This is a genomic window from Pseudomonas sp. ACN8 (assembly GCF_002303925.1).
Taxonomy (GTDB): Bacteria; Pseudomonadota; Gammaproteobacteria; order Pseudomonadales; family Pseudomonadaceae; genus Aquipseudomonas.
In genome coordinates, this window is sequence record NZ_MRCS01000032.1 from 1 (window position 1) to 21514 (window position 21514).

Annotated in this window: 19 protein-coding genes; 7 read left to right on the top strand and 12 right to left on the bottom strand. The window is 60.3% G+C overall.

Features of this window, described 5'->3' with window-relative positions:
* The first annotated feature begins 10 nt into the window (after positions 1–10).
* The gene (locus tag BSF44_RS18350; protein WP_256589113.1) at positions 11–2959 is read left to right on the top strand and encodes a LodA/GoxA family CTQ-dependent oxidase; all 2949 of its coding nucleotides are present in this window, start codon (positions 11–13) and stop codon (positions 2957–2959) included.
* Between the two features lie 1271 nt (positions 2960–4230).
* Here the strand turns inward: BSF44_RS18350 and BSF44_RS18360 are convergent.
* The 11 genes from BSF44_RS18360 to urtA all read right to left on the bottom strand — a co-directional run bounded on the left by BSF44_RS18360 (position 4231) and on the right by urtA (position 14169).
* Positions 4231–5097 carry an urease accessory protein UreD gene (locus BSF44_RS18360; protein ID WP_095944712.1) on the bottom strand — a complete coding sequence of 289 codons (867 nt, stop codon included), beginning with the start codon at positions 5095–5097 and terminating at the stop codon, positions 4231–4233.
* Positions 5094–5753 (bottom strand): urease accessory protein UreG, encoded by a 660-nt coding sequence (gene ureG / locus BSF44_RS18365; protein ID WP_218194561.1) that lies wholly within the window; start codon positions 5751–5753, stop codon positions 5094–5096. The genes BSF44_RS18360 and ureG overlap by 4 nt, the downstream gene beginning before the upstream one ends.
* A 26-nt stretch (positions 5754–5779) precedes the next feature.
* Positions 5780–7492 carry an urease subunit alpha gene (ureC, locus tag BSF44_RS18370; RefSeq protein WP_095944714.1) on the bottom strand — a complete coding sequence of 571 codons (1713 nt, stop codon included), beginning with the start codon at positions 7490–7492 and terminating at the stop codon, positions 5780–5782.
* Between the two features lie 3 nt (positions 7493–7495).
* Positions 7496–8191, bottom strand: coding sequence for an urease subunit beta (locus tag BSF44_RS18375; RefSeq protein ID WP_095944715.1), 696 nt, complete (start codon positions 8189–8191; stop codon positions 7496–7498).
* 42 nt (positions 8192–8233) lie between these two features.
* Positions 8234–8965: an urease accessory protein UreF gene (locus BSF44_RS18380; RefSeq protein WP_095944716.1), complete on the bottom strand. Its 732-nt coding sequence runs from the start codon at positions 8963–8965 to the stop codon at positions 8234–8236.
* A complete protein-coding gene (ureE, locus tag BSF44_RS18385) occupies positions 8962–9402 on the bottom strand; it encodes an urease accessory protein UreE (protein WP_095944717.1) in 441 nt (146 codons plus the stop codon). The genes BSF44_RS18380 and ureE overlap by 4 nt, the downstream gene beginning before the upstream one ends.
* A gap of 21 nt (positions 9403–9423) precedes the next feature.
* Entirely contained in the window at positions 9424–10113 is a 690-nt protein-coding gene (gene urtE, locus BSF44_RS18390) for an urea ABC transporter ATP-binding subunit UrtE (protein WP_095944718.1), read from the bottom strand.
* 2 nt (positions 10114–10115) lie between these two features.
* Entirely contained in the window at positions 10116–10853 is a 738-nt protein-coding gene (gene urtD, locus BSF44_RS18395) for an urea ABC transporter ATP-binding protein UrtD (protein WP_095944719.1), read from the bottom strand.
* Positions 10850–11992, bottom strand: a complete 1143-nt coding sequence (gene urtC, locus BSF44_RS18400; RefSeq protein ID WP_095944720.1) for an urea ABC transporter permease subunit UrtC — start codon at positions 11990–11992, stop codon at positions 10850–10852. The genes urtD and urtC overlap by 4 nt, the downstream gene beginning before the upstream one ends.
* 1 nt (position 11993) lies before the next feature.
* Positions 11994–12896, bottom strand: coding sequence for an urea ABC transporter permease subunit UrtB (urtB, locus tag BSF44_RS18405; RefSeq protein ID WP_095944721.1), 903 nt, complete (start codon positions 12894–12896; stop codon positions 11994–11996).
* Positions 12897–12987: 91 nt separating this feature from the next.
* A complete protein-coding gene (gene urtA, locus BSF44_RS18410; RefSeq protein WP_095944722.1) occupies positions 12988–14169 on the bottom strand; it encodes an urea ABC transporter substrate-binding protein in 1182 nt (393 codons plus the stop codon).
* Between the two features lie 677 nt (positions 14170–14846).
* Between urtA and BSF44_RS18415 the strand changes: the two genes are divergently transcribed.
* The 4 genes from BSF44_RS18415 (at position 14847) to BSF44_RS18430 (ending at position 19018) form a co-directional block, all read left to right on the top strand.
* Positions 14847–15995, top strand: a complete 1149-nt coding sequence (locus tag BSF44_RS18415) for a transporter substrate-binding domain-containing protein (protein ID WP_095944723.1) — start codon at positions 14847–14849, stop codon at positions 15993–15995.
* A complete protein-coding gene (locus BSF44_RS18420; protein ID WP_095944724.1) occupies positions 15992–16624 on the top strand; it encodes an ANTAR domain-containing response regulator in 633 nt (210 codons plus the stop codon). The genes BSF44_RS18415 and BSF44_RS18420 overlap by 4 nt, the downstream gene beginning before the upstream one ends.
* Positions 16625–16829: 205 nt before the next feature.
* Complete coding sequence (locus BSF44_RS18425; RefSeq protein ID WP_095944725.1) at positions 16830–18365, top strand: amidase; 1536 nt, start codon at positions 16830–16832, stop codon at positions 18363–18365.
* A 71-nt stretch (positions 18366–18436) separates the two neighbouring features.
* Positions 18437–19018: a HupE/UreJ family protein gene (locus BSF44_RS18430; RefSeq protein ID WP_095944726.1), complete on the top strand. Its 582-nt coding sequence runs from the start codon at positions 18437–18439 to the stop codon at positions 19016–19018.
* Between the two features lie 915 nt (positions 19019–19933).
* Here BSF44_RS18430 and BSF44_RS31155 read toward each other — a convergent pair.
* Positions 19934–20062: an amidase family protein gene (locus BSF44_RS31155; protein WP_371918281.1), complete on the bottom strand. Its 129-nt coding sequence runs from the start codon at positions 20060–20062 to the stop codon at positions 19934–19936.
* 351 nt (positions 20063–20413) lie between these two features.
* On the opposite strand from BSF44_RS31155, the gene BSF44_RS30770 reads away from it, so the two are divergent.
* Both BSF44_RS30770 and BSF44_RS30775 read left to right on the top strand, forming a co-directional pair.
* The gene (locus BSF44_RS30770) at positions 20414–20806 is read left to right on the top strand and encodes a hypothetical protein (protein ID WP_256589108.1); all 393 of its coding nucleotides are present in this window, start codon (positions 20414–20416) and stop codon (positions 20804–20806) included.
* Complete coding sequence (locus tag BSF44_RS30775; protein ID WP_256589110.1) at positions 20803–21447, top strand: RES family NAD+ phosphorylase; 645 nt, start codon at positions 20803–20805, stop codon at positions 21445–21447. The genes BSF44_RS30770 and BSF44_RS30775 overlap by 4 nt, the downstream gene beginning before the upstream one ends.
* Positions 21448–21514: the final 67 nt, after the last annotated feature.

The window sequence follows — 21514 nt, forward strand, 5'->3', positions numbered from 1 at the left end:
ACTGCTGATAATCGCCCCTGAACCAGCCGTTTTGGATCGCCCGGGCGCTCGGCATGTGTTCGACGATGGGACGTTCATGGGCGTCAAGGTGACTCTCGGAGAAGCCCGCTTGGAAGCGGTGGGGCGGCTTTTAGTATTGGCAGGGAGCGGCCGTAGCGAAACGGTCGAAGAAGGTCGTCGCATTTCCCATTATGCGAACAACGATCGTTGGTTCGATGACATCGCCGATGGTCCGGTTCAGGCAGAAGTCACGTTGCCCGATGGTCGTGTACTCACGGCTAAGCCTGCCTGGGTCATCACCGCCCCGCCGGATTTTTCGCCGGAGTCGCCCAATCCAGTAACCCTGCTCGATGTGGCGCTCCAGACCGCTTACGAACACCTGAACCAGAATCCCCCGAAGAAGACATCCTATTGCTTGGACGTCCTTCCGCTCCTACGAGGCGCGATCTCGATCATGTGGACAAGCGGCGACGCTCATGGCGCCCATTCGAGCTGGGCGTCACAAGTTGATCTGGAAATGTTGGCAAGTTCCGCGGAGGACATACGAGCAACCCGTGAGGCGATCTTCAAGGTGCTCAGAAATCCTTTCGCGATCGACGACGAGGCTAGGGCACAGGCCAACAGCAGGTATATGCCAGCGCTTGCTGGGGACGAAGGAGATTGTGAAGAGGGAGAATCGGACAAATGGCTGGTGTTTACCAAAACGCAGTACATGCACATGCAGCGTTGGGCCAAAGGTGACTTCTTAAATGACTGGCCACCCGCAATAACGGACGTCGCTCAAGTGACCCCGGACGGGCTAGATCGGGCCGCTTTGCAGTCCTGCTCCGGCGGTGCGTTCTACCCGGGGATCGAGGCCGGCTGGATCTTCCGGAAAGCTGAAGCGTTTGCTGAACCTTTGCGCTTCAACGCCAACCTTCTGACTGCCGGGGATGTAACGAAGCGGATGGCTGTTCCATGGCAGGCGGACTTCTTCGAATGTAACACTTGGTGGTGGCCCGCGCAGCGGCCGGATGATGTCCTGCCCCTGGCGGCGCTGGAACGCATTCGGGTGATCGAACAAGCACTTGCGAACGAACGGCTCGGCGATGTTGGCTCGGACAAAGTGGTTCGCGCACAACTGCAGAGTGAACTCGAGGAGCTTGTCAGCCGTCGAGTTCCCTGGGCAAGACATCTCCCCAAACAAAGTTACTCAGGCAAACATGCCATGGTGTCGGAGTGGCCCAAGCTCGGCTTTGTGACATCGCAGCTCCCGGACGGGTCCAATGCGCTCGTCAAAGGCAGTCCCGTCCTAGTCGAGAGCGAGGCGTCTGCGATTGCGGTCACCGACCCCAGGAACCTTGCCGAGTGGTTCCACCGCCTGATCAACATCGAGCGATTCCCAGACTACAGGAAGCCTGCGCGCGAATTGGCGCTCCAGTTCTTCGAAGGCGCGGATTATGCGGACCCGAACTACCAGCCTTTTGAATTCTCCGTCCAGACGTTTCGCCAGCGATTGGACAAGATCTACAACGACTTCGTGGCAGAGATCGACGAGCCGCATTGGCTCGAAGCCTTTCCGCGGGAGGCGGTGGTCGAGAATTTGCTACAAAAGGCTCCGATGAACATGACCGATGGGGCATGGCTGCACCACATACTGAGCGCCGGGCCGACAGGGGAAGTGCGGGCCAAGCTCTTTGAGATCTGGTCCGATGAAGCGGGTAACGGCCACACCGAGCTCAATCACTCCAATATCTACGACACCTTACTGCGCGGCCTAGACGTGTTCTTGCCGCCGATCACGTCGCGTGACTTCATTGAGCTGGATCTTCTGCCGGGAGCCTGGGAAAACGCCGTCTTCCAACTGAGCGTCGGCCTTTTCCCGGAAGAGTTTTTTCCCGAGCTTCTGGGGATGACGCTTTATATGGAGTGGGAAGCTACTCCGACCATGATCCCGGTGGCTCGCATGTTGCGCAAGCATGGCATCGATCCGCAGTTCTACTCCATGCACGCTGCCATTGACAACGTGACGGCCGGCCATGGGGCGCTTGCGCGCGAAGCCATTGAACTCCACCTGAACGAGGTACGGACGCACAGCGGCCAGGCTGCAATGCAAAGGGAGTGGAAGCGCGTCTGGAATGGCTACGTGACCTGGGCTACGGTCGGCAGCTTTAGCTCGCAGCTTGGCGAGCTGCTGGAGCGCAAGTATGTATCGGGCGGTGAGGAATATGCCCACGAACGGATGATTAAGCTTGTGCGGCAGAAAGCGCCGTACGCTCAAACAGCGCATGGTACCGCCATGCTGGGCGGGGTTGCGCTCGGCTCGCTCTTCGCTGAGCCGGAGCGCCTTCTGGACGCACTGATTGCCGAGAAGTGGGTTAATCCAGCCGCACCGCGCGACAGCATGTTTGTCACCAAGCTTCTCGGGTTCCACGGTCCCATGTACAAAGTGTTCACCCCGGAAGAACTCGACATCATCTTGAACTGGATCGAAAGCTTGGCGGGTTCGGCACCCACGCCTGAGCCGGGACCTGTATCTCCGCCGGAACAGGTCGCGATCATTATTCGAGCCTTTATGGAAAAGGCGCAGCAGGAGCCGGCACATGCCCGCAGCATGCTGACGCTGGCAGACGGGCAAAGCGTCTCCGTCACCGACCTGTTCGCCTCCGGTGATGCGGTCAAGGTCATGGGCGACCTAGCCGGAAGCGACATGATCGTCCCGAATGACCCTGCTGCCAGTCCGCTAATTCACGATGTTTTTAAAGTACAAATGGCCAACGTCTTGGAACTGGAACAAGTCGCCGTCTTTGAAGAGTGGATTCGTACTGGCTGTCGGATGCCGGGAGCTTTGTTAAAGCGGACCCTGAATGTGCGCAGAATGCTCACCATCGTTGAGGCCAGTTCCGAGGACTTGGCCTCCTTGGCCAAAGTGCCGTTCGCCCGTCGACGCCAATTCATCGGTGCAGGCAGTGTCCACTGAACTTGTCGTCGTCTTTGGTGACGGTGTCGCTGGCTGCTTGGCTGCAATCGCGCTGAAGAAGCGATTCTCCAAGGTCGTCTTAGTGGGGGATGGCCCTTCCGATCCGGCCGGCGATTTCCTTATGACAGTGACACCCCTCTGGACCGACCAGTTGCGCGCTCTCGGCGTTGGCCGGGAATGGGAGGAATGGCCAGGAAAGCATCTCATCCAAACTCAACTTTCTGGCTGGGGAGGTTCGTCTATTTTCGCGGCTACCAGCTTGGTTCCGTCTCAACCGAGATACCTAGTGAGCCGGGTCGAAGTGGAGACTTTCATTCGCGCTCAGGCCGAAACTAGGGGAGTAGAGTTATGCCGCCGACAGGAGAACCTGGCGCGTGGAGCTAAACTGACCGTCGACGCCACCGGCCGGTCTGCGCACTTCGCAAGGCGCGCGGGTGCGGAGTGGTGCAGCTACGCACCTCTTTTGTCACACCAGATGATCGTGAGCCGTAGCCAAATGCCGCCGAACAGCATCGCGGTGGTGTCGTCCGACGATGGTTGGTGGTTCGCTGCCAGTGCGGGTGGCCGAACAAACGTGATGTTCATGTCGAGCACACGCCAGACGTCCACTCCAATTGCACCGGGGATGCCACCCGAACTAGCAGAGCTGGTAAGCGAGTGTCGCTTGGGCCCTCCGCGGTTGGCCTCAATGTCATGGCTGGAACAATGTAGTGGGGAAGGGTGGTTTGCCGTTGGCGATGCAGCGCTGGCGGTTGACCCCATCTGCGGTGCGGGCCTAGAAACGGCGGCAGCTACGGCAGGATTACTTGATCAGATACTCGATAAGGGAGAAGAAGCGTCGCGCTGCTTCAATGACGCCATGCTTCGCTTAATCGCCGAACAGCGAATCGCTAGACACCGTCTCTACACGCGGGCTGCGGCGGGTCATCGGGGAAGTTCTTTCTGGAGCTGTCATGCAACTTTATGAGAGGCAGGGGCTAGCCAACAGACAGCTCGCTGGCTTCATGTCAACGGTTCAGCATCAACTATCCAATCGCCGTTTTTATTGGTCAGTGGAATGGGGGACAGGGCTGAACGGTGCGAGCGAGGAAGCTGCGTAATCGAATGTTTTTCATGGCGCTCACTCCGTGACTGGCAATGGATCGACTTGCTAGCGGTGCAGGCTACCGGCCAGCCCGCGTCGCTGTGAATGGGGACCCATCGGAGTTTTCCCCTGGTGTATCTGCCTGGACCTTAAATTCGTTCGGCGTCGATGAGCAGGCCATGACCACTTATTTGCGTCGTGGCCTGGGCGCGATGCCAGTCAGTTGTTGGCGGGCGCAGGACCAGGCGCTGTGCAGCCCGGTGCGCAATGCCACTGCATCGAGGGTCATGATGCGCACGCTGACCCCGCAATCGTTGGGCAACGCGCTGACGCCGACGTAGCTGTCGGGAAGGATGCTCAGGGCATCGCGCAGGCGATGCTTGAGGGCGTTAACCGGCAGGTTATGTCCCACCAGCATGAACGTCGCCAACGCCTGCATCTCCTCGCTGACCCCAGGCAATCGACGGCGCATGTCTTCTCCGGTCAGGGTCAGGCGATCGCCCGCCAACAGTTGGCCGCTGGGGCTGCGCACTTCCAGGTCGGCGCGATAGGCGTCGAATACCCCAGTGCTCCCTTGAGGCGCATGCAGACAGAACGCATCGCAGAGCATCACCCTGGCTTCGGGGTGCAGGATCACGTTAACCCGGCTGTGCAGCTTGGCGTGGGGGAACAGAATCGTCGCCATCGGCAGGTATTCTAGCCAGGCACCGCTCCCGGTTTCCAGGCTGACCACCTGCTGCGCCGACTGTTCGACCATACTGTGCGCGACAGTGGCGGCGCCGGTGCTGACGTGGGCCTGGCTACCGGCTTCTGCCCGCACCTGCACGTGCAGGTGTTCCCCCGCGAAGATGCCTCCCGAACAGGATTGCAGGTACACCGCTGCCATGCTCGAAGGGTCACCGGGGAGCTTGAGAGTACGCCCCAGATGAAACGGGTAGCCCACCTGCTGCGCGGAAATGTAACTGCCGCCATTCGGGGTCTGGCTGAAGGTGATCCGCGCTTGAGGCTCGACGGATTCGGTCAAGGGGCGAAACAGCGTCTGAGGCGCGTTCATGGGCGGTCGAACAGTACGGCGCGGCTGATCGCATCGACGACCGCATCGACGCCTTCGCCCGTAGCGCAGTTGGTAAACAGCACCGGCTTGGCACCGCGCACGTCAGCGGATTCACGACGCATGCGTGGCAAGTCGACCCCGACGTAGGGCGCCAAATCATATTTGTTGACGACGAGCAGGTCGCAGCTCAAGACGCCCGGCCCTCGTTTTCGCGGGATGTCGTCGCCCCCTGCAACGTCGATGACGAAGATCCAGTAGTCCACCAGATCCAGGGAAAAGGTCGATGCCAGGTTGTCCCCACCGGACTCGATCAGGATCAGCTCGAGGCGTTCGAAACGCGCTTCGAGCTCGTCCGCCATCTGCAGGTTCAGCGTCGGGTCTTCGCGGATCGCCGTGTGCGGACACGCGCCGGTTTCCACGGCGCGCACCCGCTCCGCGTCGATCAGCCCGCTGCGCCTGACCCGCTCGGCATCCTCGCGAGTCGCCAGGTCGTTGGTGATCACCGCAAGTTGGGTGCCTCGGGCGATAAAGCGCGGGATCAGCTGTTCCAGCAGTCGAGTCTTGCCCGAACCGACCGGTCCGCCGATCCCTACGCGTGCGGCACCGGGGTGGGGGAGCGGCTCGGCCGCCGACTGTGCATTGAGCAGGATATTCATCATCGGGTTCCTTGTACCAGTAGGGCTCAGCGCAGCATATAGCGCTGGGCCAAGGGGACTTCGCTGACCGGCTCACAGGTCAGGCGCTTGCCGTCGGCGTATACGTCGAAAGTTTGCGGATCGACACGAATGTCGGGGCAGGCGTCGTTGTGCAACATGTCGGATTTACGCAGAGTGCGGGTACCGATGGCGGGCAACAGGGCTTTTTTGAGGCCCAGTCTGGCAGCGGTATCGGACTCGATGGCCAGGCGATTGACGAAGTTCACCGACAGCGCCTGCCTGGCTTCACCGAACGCACCCCACTGCGGGCGCATCACCAGCGGTTCGCAGGTATAGAGCGATGCGGCCGAATCCCCCATGACGCCATGCACGATGAAACCGCCCTTGACCACGAGTTCCGGTTTGATCCCGAAGAACGCCGGGCGCCACAGCACCAGATCGGCGATTTTCCCTGGTTCGAGCGAGCCGATGTAGCGGTCGATGCCGAACACCCGGGCCGCGTTGATCGTGTATTTGGCGATGTAGCGCTTGATCCGTTCGTTGTCCCCCAGAGCGGTGCTTTCTTCAGGTAGTCGACCACGCTGGTCCTTCATCTTCGAGGCCAGTTGCCAGGTGCGACAGATGACTTCATTGATCCGGCCCATGCCCTGGCTGTCCGAGCCAAGAATCGAGATCGCGCCGTTGTCATGCAGGATGTCCTCGGCGGCGATGGTCTGCGGGCGCACCCGGGATTCGGCGAACGCCACGTCTTCCGGCACGTCCGGATTAAGGTGATGACAGACCATGATCATGTCCAGATGCTCATCGAATGTGTTCGCGGTGTAGGGGTTGGTCGGGTTGGTAGAGGAGGGGATGCAGTTGGCCTTGCCGGCCACGCTGATGATGTCCGGCGCATGCCCGCCCCCCGCGCCCTCCGTGTGGTACATGTGAATGGTGCGATCGCCGATGGCCGCCAGGGTGTCTTCCAGAAACCCCGATTCGTTGAGCGTGTCGGTGTGCAGCTGCACCTGGAAGTCGTATTTGTCGGCGACCTTGAGGCAGGTGTCGATCACCGCAGGCATCGCGCCCCAGTCTTCGTGGATCTTCAATCCCAAGCAGCCACCGCGTAGTTGCGCCAGCAACGACTCAGGTTTGCTGGAGTTGCCGCGTCCCAGAAAACCGAAGTTGATCGGCCAGGCTTCGGAGGCTTGCAGCATCTTGCCCACGTTCCATTCACCGCCGCAGTCGATGCCCACCGTGATCGGGCCCAGCGAGCCGCCGATCAGGGTGGTCAGCCCTGCCGCCAGCGCGTGCTCGCACAGCTGCGCCGAGTCGAAGTGCACGTGCACGTCGATGCCGCCGGGAGTGACGATCAGCCCTTCGGCGTCGCGCACGGTGGTCGCCACGCCGCAGATCAGTTGCGGGTGCACGCCGTCCATGACCTGTGGATTGCCGGCCTTGCCAATGGCGACGATCTTACCGTCCTTGATGCCGATGTCGCCTTTGACGATGCCGATCACCGGGTCGATGATCAGCGCATTGCAGATCAGCATGTCCAGTGCGCCGTCATCGCTGTCGTGCCCCGGCATCAGGCCCATTCCGTCGCGCAGGGTCTTGCCGCCGCCGTGCAAGCATTCATCGCCGGGCACCGAGTGGTCGAACTCGACTTCAGCCAGCAGCGAGGTGTCGCCCAGACGCACGGCATCGCCGACGGTGGGGCCGTACATCGCGGCGTATTCCTTGCGAGTCATCGTTGCCATGGTTCAGGCCCCCTTGAAGTGTTGAGCGTGCGCGCGGTCCAGCGCAGCAGCCTTGCAGGCCGGGTCGTGCAGGTTGCCGTTGGTTAGGCCGCTGAAGCCGTGGATGTCTCCGCTGCCGCCAAACTGCACCAGTTGCACCTCGCGCAGCTCGCCAGGTTCGAAACGCACAGCGGTGCCTGCCGGGATATCCAGATGCATGCCGAAAGCGATTTCTCTAGGGAAATCCAGCGCCTTGTTGACTTCGAAAAAGTGATAATGGCTGCCAATCTGCACTGGACGGTCGCCGGTATTGATCGCGCGCAGGGTGGCCGTGGGTCGGCCGCTGCTCAGTTGAATGTCGCTCTCTGAAGAGATGATTTCCCCAGGCGTCGGCATGACCGCCAGAGGCAATCGGCCGGGGCGAATCGGCTGGTGCACGGTGACCAGTTTGGTGCCGTCGGGAAACGTGCCTTCTACTTGCAGCACCGGCAGTAAATCGGCGACACCGGACATGACGTCGTCGGTGGTGAGAACCGTCGAGCCGAAGCCGATCAGTTCGGCGACGCTACGACCTTCCCGCGCCCCTTCGAGAATCTCGTCGGCAATCAGGGCGCTGGCTTCTGGAAAGTTCAGGCGCAAGCCCTTGGCGCGGCGCTTGCGCGATATCTCGGCGGCGGTGTACAGCGTCAGTCGTTCGAGTTCTGTCGGGGTCAGCAGCATGTTCAAGCTCCTCTGATGACGGCAGGCGCAGAGCCGGTCGTCTCAATTGGCGAAAAGTCGGAGTTCCTGGGTTTCGTGGCGCATCACGGCGATCTCGGCCATGGGGGTAAAACCGCAGGCGTCTGCAGGGGCGGGGACGGGCTGGGCGAGGATATCCAGCAGCAGCGGCTGGATATCGGTCAGCACCCGTTGCGCATCGAGATGGCCCATTACGCTCAGGCGAACGGCGGCACTGACCAGCCCCGTACACAGCGCGTGGGCGGCGGCGAGTTGGCAGTGTTCGTGATCCATGCCCAGGCGTTGCCAGAGCAACCCTTGCACTACGGCCAAATGCCCCGGCGCATCGCCCGCTACAACGCAACGCTGGTAGGCCTCGGCGCCGGGGGTGCCCATGGCCACGTGCACGCCCAGCAGTGACAGACCCACCCGGCGCGAGCCTTGGCGCAGTTCTTCGGCCAGGGTCAGCGCCTCGACCTGTGAGTCGAGGGCGCACAACGCTTGGGGATGCGCGGCGGCGTACCAGGCCGCGGATAAGAACGCCCGGTCGAAACCGGCCCATCGGTGGCGCAACTGGCCTTCGACGAATCCGCTGACCTCAGCACTGCGATCCCGAGGCACGCCCCGTTGGCGACGAGGGATGGACACACCTGCGGCAGCGCCCAGACGACCGTCGGCGACCAACGTCTCCAGCCCCCAAGACCAGGCGACGGCGCCACCCGGAAAAAAGCTGTCGGCCTGTTGCAATGCCAACAGGCTACTGTGCAGCGTGCTCATGAACACGCTACTCGGCCGTCTGCCAACATCGGCGCCAGGCGCTCCAGGTAGTCGCCTTCTGGACCGTGCAACGGGATCTGTAGCCAGTCATCGGCAAAACGCACTTTCCAGTGCATGTTGCCGGCGAAATACCCCAGTTCCAGCGCCGCAGCGGTGTCGCGAGGGCGCAGCGTGAGGTACTGCTGGTCCTGCATCTGCACGACAATGGCGCGCTCACTGTTGAGCATCAGCACCGAGCCGTTGCGCAATTGCTGATGGCGCTCCAGGCGAATGGCGCAGTCGGTGCCACGATCGCTGGCCAGGCGCAGGCGATGACGCTGGATGTCGCTGGACGAGAGGCTCAGGGTTTCGACCTGGCCGTTGTGGCCGAGGTCATGCAGCCGGTCGGCGAGGGCAGGGTCGCTGGCCTGGCCGACGATACGGTCGAGTATCAACATGGCGTGGTCTCCTGTGCCGAATCAGATGGTTAGGTAGCGCAGGATGCGCTCGCGATCCACGGTTTCACGAATCTCACTGTGAACGAATTCGCCTTTCTCGATGATCAGGTAACGGTCCGCCACGGCCATGGCGAACGACAGCACCTGCTCGGAGACGATCAAGGAGAAGCCTCGCTCTTTTTTCAGCAGGTTCAGTGCGCGGGCGATGTCCTTAATGATCGACGGCTGGATGCCCTCGGTGGGCTCGTCGAGAATCAGTACCTTGGGGTTCGAGACCAGCGCGCGGGCGATGGCGAGCTGTTGCTGCTGACCACCGGAAAGGTTACCGCCCTTGCGTCGGCTCATCTCGAACAGCACCGGGAAATACTCGTAGATGTAGTCGGGGATCGGCACGGACGGTGCGCCCTGCATGCCGGTCAGAATGTTCTCTTCGACGCTCAGGTAAGGAAAGATCATTCGGCCCTGGGGGACGAAACCGACACCTGCCGCAACCCGATCGTAACTCTTGCGCCCGGTCAGCTCTTCGCCCGCCAGTTTGATGCTGCCACTGCGCGCGGGCAGCATGCCCACCAGGCTCTTGAGCAAGGTGGTCTTGCCCATACCATTGCGGCCCATGATCGCCAGGGATTCGGCGGGCGCCAGATCCAGGTCCAGGTTGCGCAGCACGTGGCTGTCGCCGTAATACACATTGAGGTCGTTGACGGTCAGCATACTCAGTGCCCCAGGTAGACGTCGATGACGCGAGGATCGTTTTGCACCTGATCCATCGAGCCGTAGGCCAGGGTCTTGCCCTGGTGCAGAACGGTGACTTTGTCGGCCACCGATTTCACGAATTCCATGTCGTGCTCGATGATGACCATGGCACGGCCCTTGGCGATCTGTTTGAGCAAGCCTGCGGTTTTTTCCCTCTCGCCTGCGCTCATGCCCGCCACCGGTTCGTCGAGCAACAGCAGTTCGGGGCGTTGCATCAGCAGCATGCCGATCTCCAACCATTGTTTCTGGCCGTGGGACAGGAGCCCGGCCTTGCGGCCCAATTGGTCGTGCAGAAAGATCATCTCGGCGGTGCGTTCGATTTCCGCTTGCAGGGCTTTGTCCTTGCGGGCGAACAGGCAGTTGAAAATGCCACGTTTGTCCGGCGAGGAGATGTCCAGGTTCTCCCGCACCGTAAGGTCTTCGTACACCGAGGGGTTCTGAAATTTGCGACCGACTCCGGCGCGAGTGATCTGGTACTCGATCATGTTCGCCAGTTGCAGGTCCTTGAAACGAATGCTCCCGGCGCTGGGGCGGGTCTTGCCGCAGATCATGTCGAGCAGCGTGGTTTTACCGGCACCGTTGGGGCCGATCACCACGTGTACCTGATTCTCCTCGACGTAGAAGTTGAGACTGTCCACGGCCTTGAAACCGTCGAAGGACACAGTTAGGTTTTCGACACTCAATAACACCGCACTCATGACCGCACCTCCTTTTGGCTCAGGCGCTGTAGCAGCCCGGCCAGCCCCGATGGCAGGAACAGCACAACGCCCATGAACAGGAAACCAATGAAGTACTGCCAGAAATTGACGAAGTTCTCGGACAGATAGGTTTTCGCGACACCGATTAGCAGCGTGCCGTAGACCGCGCCGACCAGGGACAAGCGGCCGCCCAACGCGGCGTAGATGACGATTTCTGTCGAAGGGATGATCCCTACCAGCGAGGGTGACGCCAGGCCTACTTGCAAGGTGAACATCACCCCGCCCAACGCGGAAATCAATGCCGCCACGGCAAAAATGAAGGCCTTGAACAGTGCAGTGTTGTAGCCGGAAAAACGTACCCGGTCTTCCCGGTCGCGAATGGCGACCACGACTTTGCCCAGGCGGCTACGCAGAATGAACCCGCAGACTGCCACGCAGCCGAGTAACAGGAGGGTGGTGATCAGGTACAGAATCCAGGGCGTTTGCGGGCTTTGCAGGCTCAGGCCGAATGCGGTCTTGAAGTCGGTCAGACCGTTGACGCCGCCGGTGTAGCCTTGCTGGCCGATGATCATGATTGACATGATCGCCGCCAGGGACAGTGTGATGATCGAGAAGTAAACCCCACCCACACGCTTTTTGAAGTAGGCGTAGCTGAACGCGAATGCCAGTAGGGTCGGGATGATCAGGACCGCGCCAATGGTGAAGGTCGCTGACTCGAACGGCTTCCACCACCAGGGCAATGCGTCGACGCTGTTCCAGATCATGAAATCGGGCAGGGCCGAGCCGTAGAAGGCAGCCAGGGCGCTGGCGGCTTCATCGGTGGCGGTGGCTTCCAGCTTCAGGTACATGGCCATCATGTAACTGCCCAGGCCGAAGAAGATGCCTTGTCCCAGGCTAAGAATCCCGCCGTAGCCCCAGATCAGCACCATGCCCAAGGCGCAGAACGCCAAGCTCAGGTATTTGCCGGCCAGTCCGAGGCGAAAGTCGCCCAAGCTCAAAGGCAGGATGATCAGCAACAGGATCGACAACCAGATCAGGCCATGTCGCTCGACCAGAGGCAACCAGCCTGAGCAGAGCCAGCGTGGACCACCGGAGGGTGCCTGTGGCCGGATAAGCGGCTTTTCAGTCATGTCATTCATCTCAGCGTCTCACTTTCGCGGCAAACAGGCCGTTGGGGCGGAAGAACAGCAACACAATCACCACCATCAGGGTGATCGCCTTGGCCATGGAACCGGTGGTCAGATACTCTAGGGATATCTGCGTCTGGCCGATGGCAAACGCAGAAAGAAAGGTTCCGAGCAGGCTTTCGACGCCGCCGAACACGACGACGATGAAGGTGTCTACTAGGTACTGCTGGCCGCTTACCGGACCTGTCGAGGCGAGCATTGTGAACGAGCTTCCGGCGATCCCCGCCAGGCCGCAGCCCAGGGCGAAAGTTACGGCGTCGACGCGGGCGGTGTTGATCCCCGCAGCACCCGCCATTGCGCGGTTCTGGGTCACGGCGCGGATGCGCAGCCCCCAGCGGCTGCGGTACAGGAACAGAAATACGGCGCCGGCAATGACGAACGTCAGGCCAATGATGAAAATCCGGTTGAGGGGCAATTCCAGTCCCTCGCTGATCTTCCAGGCGCCTTGCAGCCACTCCACGGTCGGCACGCTGACCTCCTTGGGACCGAACACCTGGCGAAACACTTGCTGTAGCACTAGCGACAGACCCCAAGTGGCCAGCAACGTGTCCAGCGGGCGGTTGTACATGAAGCGGATGAAGCAGCGTTCGAGGAGGAAGCCGAAGGCAAACGTCACCACGAAGGCGACACCGATGCCGATGATGAAATACCAGTTCATCAACTCGGGGAAGTAGCGCTGGAACACCAGAGATGTGACGTAGGTCATGTAAGACCCCATCGCCATCAGCTCGCCGTGCGCCATGTTGATTACGCCCATCAGCCCGAAGGCGATCGTCAGCCCCAGCGCCATCAGCACCAGCACCGAGAACAGCGAGAACCCGCTGAACACCTGCATTATCAGAATATCGAGAGTCATTACGTCGCTACCTGTCGCTGCACATTGGAGGACCCGTTTTCAGGAACTCTGGGTGGCCTCAGGCGCGAGACGAGTCGCGCCCGGCCATGCTTCACAGTTTCGGGAATGGATTGGGTTCGATCGGCGCGGATTCGTAGATCACGTCGACTTGGCCTTGGGCATTGATGGTGCCGATGCGCGCACGCTTCCACAGGTGGTGGTTGTCCTTGTGCACCTTGATCTCGCCTTCAGGAGCATCGAGGATCAGTTCAGAAGAAGCAGCGATCACGGCCGGGACATCGAAGCTGCCGGCTTTCTCGACCGCTTTCTTCCACAGGTAGACCGCGGTGTAGGCCGCAGCCATCGGATCACCCACCACGCGCTTCTCGCCATATCGGGCCTTGAACGCGGCGACGAATTTCTCGTTGACCGGGTTTTTCAGGCTCTGGAAGTAGCTCATGCAGGCCAGAAAGCCGGTGAGGTTTTCGGCGCCGATACCGGTGATTTCTTCCTCGGTGACGGCCAGTGCCATCAGCGTCTGGTTGCTACTGTCGATGCCCGCCGCCTTGAGCTGTTTGTAGAACGCCACGTTGGAGCCGCCGACGATGGTCGACAGCACGATATCGGGCTTGGCGGCCTTGATCTTGTTGATCACCGAGGAGAATTCGATGTTGCTTAGGGGCAAGTAGTCTTCGCCGACGATAGACCCGCCTTGCTTGGTCACCGACGCGCGGGCGAGCTTGTTGGTGGTGCGCGGCCAGATGTAGTCGGAACCGACCAGATAGACGCTTTTGCCCTTATTCGCCATCAACCAGTTGACAGCGGCTAGTGTCTGTTGCGAGGCTTCGGCGCCGGTGTAGATGATGGCCGGGGATTTCTCCAGACCCTCGTAGAACGTCGGGTAGTACAGCAGTCCCTTGTCACGCTCGAACACCGGCAGCACGGCTTTGCGCGAGGCTGAAGTGTAGGCACCGAAGGTGGCCACCACATGATCGTTTTCCAGCAGCTTGCGGGCCTTTTCGGCGAAGGTCGGCCAGTCGCTGGCGCCGTCTTCGACGATCGGTTCGATGGTCTTGCCCAGCACGCCACCGCTGGCGTTGATTTCGTCGATGGCAAGTTTTTCCGCGTCCACCACCGAGGCCTCACTCATGGCCATAGTGCCGGTGAGCGAATGGATGATTCCCACTTTGATGGTCTCTGCCGCCTGCACCTGGCTGGCCAGGGAAAACGGCAACAGGCTGAAGGCCCCCAGCAACAGGGCATGTTTAATCAAACGGCGCTTGGCGTTGTGCATCTCATTTCTCCCCAGGAATAAAAAAAGCCCGACGTCCCGGTTAAACGAATAATCGGGAGGTCAGGCTTCTTGTGCCGAATCTGGCGGGACAACTGTGTCCGATCCAGTCGTACGCCAGGTGTCTCCCTACTTGCCTGGTGGGCGTAGGGCAGACAGCTGGCGCGATGTCTCGGGAGAGTATTAGCAAGGGTGATGCCAATTGCCAATGAGGGCTAAATCAGGTGCCATCTGGATCATCGGCCGTCATTTCCTGCATTAATTGAACGCTCGACAGGCCTTGCGCTGTTTTGGCGCAAGGAGACGGGTTGCGCACCAAAAGCGTGAAGATTTAACGCGATCTATGCGCGCAGTATTGTCATGCTGGTGGCCAGCGCGTCCCATGCCAGGCCCGATGTTCAGGTCGCTGTAAGGGGATTGGCCCGCAATCTGCATGACGCCAGGACACTACCCTCGCAGGGGCCCTTGTCACACGCCCGTTCCCGGCAGGTGTGGAAGGTCCCTCGCATGACCGGACCCGACAGCGCAGTCGCGCCGGTTTCAGGCACAAGCCGCCTGAGAGCAGCCATTGAATGCACGGCTACCGCTCACCGAATCATTTGCACAATGACTCTTTGCAGATGTCCCTGCCCCTGACGGATGCCGGGCGTCTTACCTCACGTTGAACAAGGTTGATAGGCATGGTTGACCAGGCGATCCGCATAGGCGGTCTGTTTTCCGACACTGGCGTCACGGCAGCTGCCGAGGGGTCGACAATGCGCGGTGCGCAATTCGCCATCGAGCAGATCAACGCGGCCGGTGGAGTAGGGGGGCGGCCTCTGGAACTGATCACCCGTAACCCCGATTCGACGCACGCATTGTATGCCATGCATGTCGAGTCGCTGATCCGCGAGGAAAACCTGCGGTTTTTCTTCGGTTGCTACACCTCTGCCGCGCGCAAGGCCGCATTGCCGATCGTGGAGCGTTACGACGCGTTGTTGATGTACCCGGTGTATTACGAAGGTTTCGAGTACTCGCGCAATATCATTTATACCGGCGCGACACCCAATCACAACGCCGTGCCGCTGGGCAATTTCATGCTCGACAACTTCGGCAAACGGGTCTTGATGATTGGCTCCGAGTACGTCTATCCCTACGAAACCAACCGGCTGATGAGCGACTTGTTGTACGAGCGGGGTGGCACCAAGCTGGGCGAATATTACCTGCCGCTCAAGAACGCCCGACCCGAGGATTTTGCCAAACTGATGGTAAAGGCCAGGGAACTCAAACCGTCTTTCATCTTCTCCACCGTCGTCGGTGAAACCATGGCGCACTTGTATCAGGCCTATGCCGATGCTGGTTTCGATCCGGCCGTGATGCCGATCGCCAGCCTGACCACCAGCGAGACCGACATCAAGCAGATGGGGGTTCATCTGGGGGCAGGTCACATTTCGGCGGCGACCTATTTTCAGTCGGTCGACACCGCGTTCAACCGCCAATGCATCGCGCAATATCGCGAGCTGTTTGGCCAGGACCAGGTCACTGATCGATGCTGGGAGGCCGCCTATTTTCAGGTCCACCTGCTGGCCAAGGCGATTCTCAGCGCAGGCAGCACCGAAGTCGATGATGTGCTGCAGGCCATGCGCGGCCTGGAATTCGAGGCGCCTCAGGGGCGGGTTCGCGTCGATGCGCACAACCATCACACCTACCTTTTTTCGCGAATCGGGCGGGCCAACGCCGAGGGCCAATTCGACATACTTTATGAAAGCCAGAACGCCCTCAAACCCGATCCATATGCCATTGCGTCGCGCTTGAACGACTGGTCGAGCGGCACTGGGAGGCCGTTATGACCCTGCGCGCGGCAAAAAAGCGGCAACGCAATGACAGCAGCGGGGGGATCAAGCACCTGCGCGACATCAGCGTGCTGGTGGTGCACCCGGATGATGACGATGGCCGCAATCTGATCGAGCAGCTGCAGCGCATCGGCTGTCAGGTGCGTGTGCAGTGGCCGATTCCCGAGCGACTCAACACCGAGGTGGACATGATCGTGCTCGCGGTTTCTCCGGAAAGCCTGTCGACCAACACGCCCTGGCTGCTGCACGCCAGCACGCCGCCGATCATTCCGGTGATCGCCTACGAAAACCCGATCATTGTCGAGGCGTTAGTGCAGCTCAATGCCTGCTCGGTGATTCCGTCGCCGGTTCGGTCGTTTGGCCTGCTCACGGCATTGGCGCTGACCTTGAGTCAATCGCGCAAGGCGCGTGAGCGTGAGAAGCACGTCAAGCGACTGGAAGGCCGGATGGCGGTGATGCGCACCGTGCAGCAGGCCAAAATCATCCTGATCGAGACCAAGGGTATGTCGGAAATCGACGCCTATAACGCCTTGCGTGATCAGGCCATGGCCAAGCGCGAACCGGTGGAAAAGATCGCCGAAGCGCTGGTCAAGGCCCACGAATTGTTTCAACAAGCCTGTTCCTGAGTGTCGGCCCCCCAGGGGCCTGACCCTCTTCTGCGCGGAGGATTGCCATACGCCCTTGATCGGCAGGTATGGATCACCGCGTGGCGACCGGCCTGGACAACGGAGTCCTCCGGAGCGAACCGCAACCTGCGCATCCGCGCAGTGGGTTCGAGTCAATGACTGCCTTATCACGGGCAGCCTTTAACCGATATCTGGAGAACACCCCATGTCTGTAAAACGCCCAAGCAAAGCCGACTTTCTGATCGCCGCCGAAGACCACAGCTATCAGCTGAGCGACAGTCAGATGGAATCTTTCCTCAATCTGGCTGATGAGACCCTCGGCTCCTACGACGCCATCGACAAGCTGTATGCGCAAACCATCGCGCAGCAACCGCCCGAGCGCGAGTTCAGCAAAGCGCCGGACGCCGACAATCTGCACGGTGCCTGGTATGTTAAAACCCATATTGAGGGCGCCGCCCAAGGCCCTCTGGCCGGCAAGACCGTGGTGATTAAAGACAACGTTTCCGTGGCCGGCGTACCGATGGCCAACGGGTCGCTGAGCCTGGACGGTTACATCCCCTCAGAGGATGCCACCGTGGTCAAACGACTGCTCGCCGCCGGCGCGACGGTGGTAGGCAAGTCGGTCTGCGAGGATCTGTGCTTCTCCGGCGCCAGCTTCACCGCCGCCAGTGGGCCCGTGAAAAACCCGTGGGACCTGACCCGCAATTCCGGCGGTTCCTCCAGTGGCAGCGCAGTGCTGGTTGCCCTTGAGGAGGTCGACATGGCGATTGGCGGGGATCAGGGAGGGTCGATCCGCATGCCTTCGGCCTGGAGCGGGATCGTCGGCCACAAGCCGACCTACGGCCTGGTGCCTTACACCGGGGCTTTCCCGATCGAAAGGACCATCGATCACGTCGGCCCGATGGCCAACAGCGTGCGTGACGTGGCCGTGATGCTCGATGTCATTGCGGGGGCCGATGGTCTCGATTCCCGCCAGAAGAATCCGCCAGCCGTCGCCTGTGTGGCCACCTTGGATCAGGGCGTCGCAGGCCTGCGAGTCGGCGTGCTGCGTGAAGGTTTCGCGATTCCCGGCGTGTCCGAGGCTCAGGTGGATGCTCAGGTCAAAGCGGCGGTCGCCCAACTGGAAAGCCTAGGTGCTACGGTCGGCGAAGCCAGCGCGCCTTGGCATTCGGGCGTGGCGCTGGACATGTGGAACGTCATTGCCACCGATGGCGCGGCGTATCAGATGCTGCAAGGCAACGGCTACGGTATGAACGTGGATGGCTATTACGATCCTGACATCATGAGCTACTTCGGTGCCAAGCGTCGTGAGCACGCCGATGCGTTGTCCAGCAGTGTCCGTGCCGTGGCGTTGACCGGCCACTACAGCCTGAAAAACCTGCACGGCGCCTACTACGCCAAGGCGCGCATGTTGGTGCCTGAGCTCACTCGCCAGTATGACGAGGCATTCAAGGAATTCGATGTGCTGGTGATGCCGACCATGCCCTTCGTGGCGACCACGCTGACCGACGCCGATGCTCCGATCGAGGAGTACGTACACAGCGCGCTGAACATGCTGACCAACACCGCGCCGTTCGACCTCACCGGACACCCGGCGACCTCGGTTCCCACAGGTCTGGCTGATGGCTTGCCGGTGGCGATCATGATCGTCGCCCCACGGTTCAAGGACGCCCTAGCCTTGCGCGTGGCTCAAGCCTACGAGCAGGCCCGCGGTCCATTCCCTAAACCGCCGCGTCGTTAAGGTGTCTTTGGCCGGGTGCTGATGACGTAAGCGTCAGCACCTTGCCCTTCTCAGAATCCAGGAGTGTTTTCATGCGATTGACTCAATCGATACGGCTTTCTCTGGGCGCTGCCTTATGCCTGTTACCTGTGTTCGCATTTTCCCATCCGGGGCATGACGAATCAGGCCTGATAGCGGGCGTGGCGCATCCTTTGGCCGGAATGGATCACCTGTTGGCGATGTTCGCGGTCGGTCTCTGGGCCACACAACAAACCGGCAGGGCATGCTTGATGTTGCCCGCTACCTTCGTCGGCGGCATGTTACTCGGCGGCCTGTTGGGGTTCGATGGATTCGCAATTGCTCACCTGGAAACCGGCATCGCTGCATCAGTGCTCGCCTTTGGCTTGCTGGTCGCGGTGGCTGCGCGTCCACCTGTGACGCTTGCCTTTGCCATCACCTGCTTATTCGGACTGGCTCACGGCATCGCCCATGGCCTTGAGTTACCGGAGATGATCAGCCCTGCGGCTTACGCGATCGGTTTCGTGATCGCAACATCAGCGCTTCATGCTACCGGCTATGCACTGGCACGCTGGTTGCCGGTGAGCGCCACCGTACTGATTCGTGTGCTCGGGTTGACTTCTGCGGGGACAGGAGTCGCGTTGCTGGCAGGTTGATTCCGGGGTGGAACCCAACTCGGACGCGGCCAGTGAGGTTGATGCATGCAGCCTCGCTGACCAGGTAACTTCGGTGTGTCGCCGATTGCTGTGAACTATCGCTGGTTTCCCGACCAGATGGCCGGGCATCGGTCATTCCAGGGCATGGCCCGCTCCAGCAGTGTCGCCAGCTGCAGCAGTAAATCCTTACGACCATAAGCCGCACCGAACTGCATGCCGATAGGCAATTGCCCGATCGTGCGCCAGTGGCATCGACATGGCAGGGCATCCGCTGACATTGAAGACCGCGGTGAAAGGCGAGTGAGCGAACACGCGGGCCCTCTATTCCCAGCGATCCAGTGTCTCCTGACTCGCATTGTATTGGTCGATGACGGGCTGGGCGCTGGGCAACGTCGGCGTCAGAAGCACGTCGTAGTTGCGGAACAGTCGGCCAACCTTTCGGGTCACGACATTGCGTCGAACAACTGGGTCGCGCTCAGCTCTTGCCCGAGTCGGTAAAGGGCGAGCGTGACAGGCTCCAGGGTCGATTTGTCTATGGGACGAACAGTGGCAGCGGCGATGGCGTCGATCCAGGCCGTTGTGTTGCTGGACCAGAATCGCGCATTCAATTCTACGAAAGCTCCCAGCTCAGTCCTGCATCCGCGACAACGGGAGGGACGTGGTGACCCAGCGGTTCCAGTGTCAGGCAGACACTGTTCAAGCCGGCGCTCACCGCAGGTGCTACTGGCCATTGAGGGCATGTCCCTATACGGCGACGCGAAGAGGCCCAGGCTCGCGATTCAGCAGCGACCGGCAGGATTGCGTCGGTGGTGCATTCTGGAAAGGATTCTCTACCCCAGGACCGTGCACGGCGTCGAGCCAACTTGCTGTATCCCGTACTGCACGGCTACGCATCCCGTGTACGGCGAGCCCCGCCTAGACCTCGTCTACATCCGGCCCCATAGGTAAACGCCCGCAGCTTGGCTTCAGGCCAAACAACGCGCAGGAAGCGGCGAGCACTCGGATTGAGCCGCCGCCATCGGTCGCATGAGCGATCGGCACCATGCCAACGGCTACAGCGGCCTACGAGCCTCCTCTGGATCCGCCGGCGCTAAGGGTCAGGTCCCAAGGATTGCGAGTGGAGCCGTGTACACGGTTTTCTGGGGAGTCCACCGATGACCTTTTTTCCATCTCACAACCGGTCGCTACTGAAACGCATGAGCGGTCTGATTTCCCTCAATAAGCGATGAGGCAACTGAACATTGCGCTTGGCAAGTGTGCCAACCAATCCCGATTAGGGGAACGGGAGATGATGCGTCAGCGCTTCACGACGCGGATCGATCAGCGTTAGTCGGTGTACTGCCGGTGAAACGAGGGTCGCCATTGACGAAGCATTCGAGGAAACAGAAAACTCAATTGTTCCAAATTATGGATGATCTCGGAAATGAATCATATTTCGACGATTTGTGTAGCGGCGTTCCCGCCGAATTCAATCTAGATGATGTCGGCGACACTACGCACTTTTATGGCGAAGATGACGCGATGGAGGTGAACTTCTACGAAGGTCTGTGGGACCAGTTCGTTGAGGATGTGCAGTACACGCACCGTTTCTTCAACGCAAATGCCGGAGAATTTCTCGACTCGGTTTTCTCTTTGTTGGTCACCGATAACGAAGACCTTAAGCCTGAAGCCATCCGGACCGTGGTCAATGGCGACTTGATGTACCGTGCGCGTCTTGCTAAAGGCTTCAGCGAAGCAGAGGAGATAATCAATGATCCCGCTGGCCAATTGCAAGCAGTCAAAGAATGACGCCGAACGGTATCTCCGCCTTGTACTGCGCGCTGGAGCGAGAGACCTGTCTGAGCGAAATCCGCTCCATCACCGGGGATCATGTGGTGAGCGCAGCGCTGACTCCAGTCGTCGAACTGAAGCTCCTTGACCTTACAGTCCTAGACCAGGTTGACCCCCCGGATCTGTCGCTTCTGGATGTGGGGTTTCGTGAGGCACTACACCGCAAGGTATTCCTGGGCTCACTTGTCAAAAAAATGTCCAGGCCAAAGGCTCGTAATGATGAGCTGAGCTACCTGTCGACCCAGGTGGTGTTCGAGTACCTAAGGCTGCGCTTTGGCAAGCAGGTCGACGGTCTGGTCGTCCCATCCGTGCAGACGGGCGAAGCGGGTACCAACGTAGTCTTGTTCCCCGAGGCCAGCCGCCTTGCCTATGTACCGCCGCCGGAGGCCGATGCTGAAAGACTTGGCGACGAAAAGCTCCCCGTTGTGGTTGAGGTTGAATTGGACAATTCGTCAAAGCCACCTACCAAGGTAGTTGTTGTGCATGACTCCATTCGGTATCACAAGGTAACGGCGATTGAGACCCAGGCCCGCGAGTATCGGCATATCTACGATATGTTCATGAGCGACGAGACGCGCAAGCGGCTGAACTTGGACTAGGAAGCAGGGCTTCTCTGCAGAGGCACTGGTGTTTGACGCTGGTGCGAATGAGGCATCAAAGTAATAC